Source organism: Clostridium sp. DL1XJH146 (assembly GCF_054819755.1).
Map to the genome: position 1 here is coordinate 1 of NZ_JBTVVN010000138.1, position 273 is coordinate 273.

The following is a 273-nucleotide window of genomic DNA, read 5'->3' on the forward strand; positions in this document are numbered from 1 at the left end:
AGTTAACCGGACATCACACGTAAGCCTGATGCCCGGTTTACGACATTAACGCATCAGCAGATAGATGCTTTCATTGCCGCGTACAATTTGCAGGGCGATGATGGCCGGTTTTGCCGCCAGCACTTTACGCATTTCAGCAATCGAGTTCACCCGATCGCGGTTGACGCCAATGATCACATCGTCTTTTTGCAAGCCAGCCTGAGCAGCTGGGCTTCCTTTGACAACTTCATCGATTTTAATACCTTTGCCGCCATCTTTTAGCTGACCATCGCT

Annotated in this window: 1 protein-coding gene; it reads right to left on the minus strand. The window is 49.8% G+C overall.

All coding sequences use genetic code 11. The features are described 5' to 3' along the window. Window positions 1-45: 45 nt before the first annotated feature. Window positions 46-273, minus strand: a 228-nt coding sequence (locus ACVHXK_RS18845) for a PDZ domain-containing protein (protein ID WP_448196294.1), incomplete at its 5' end; no start/stop codon positions are given.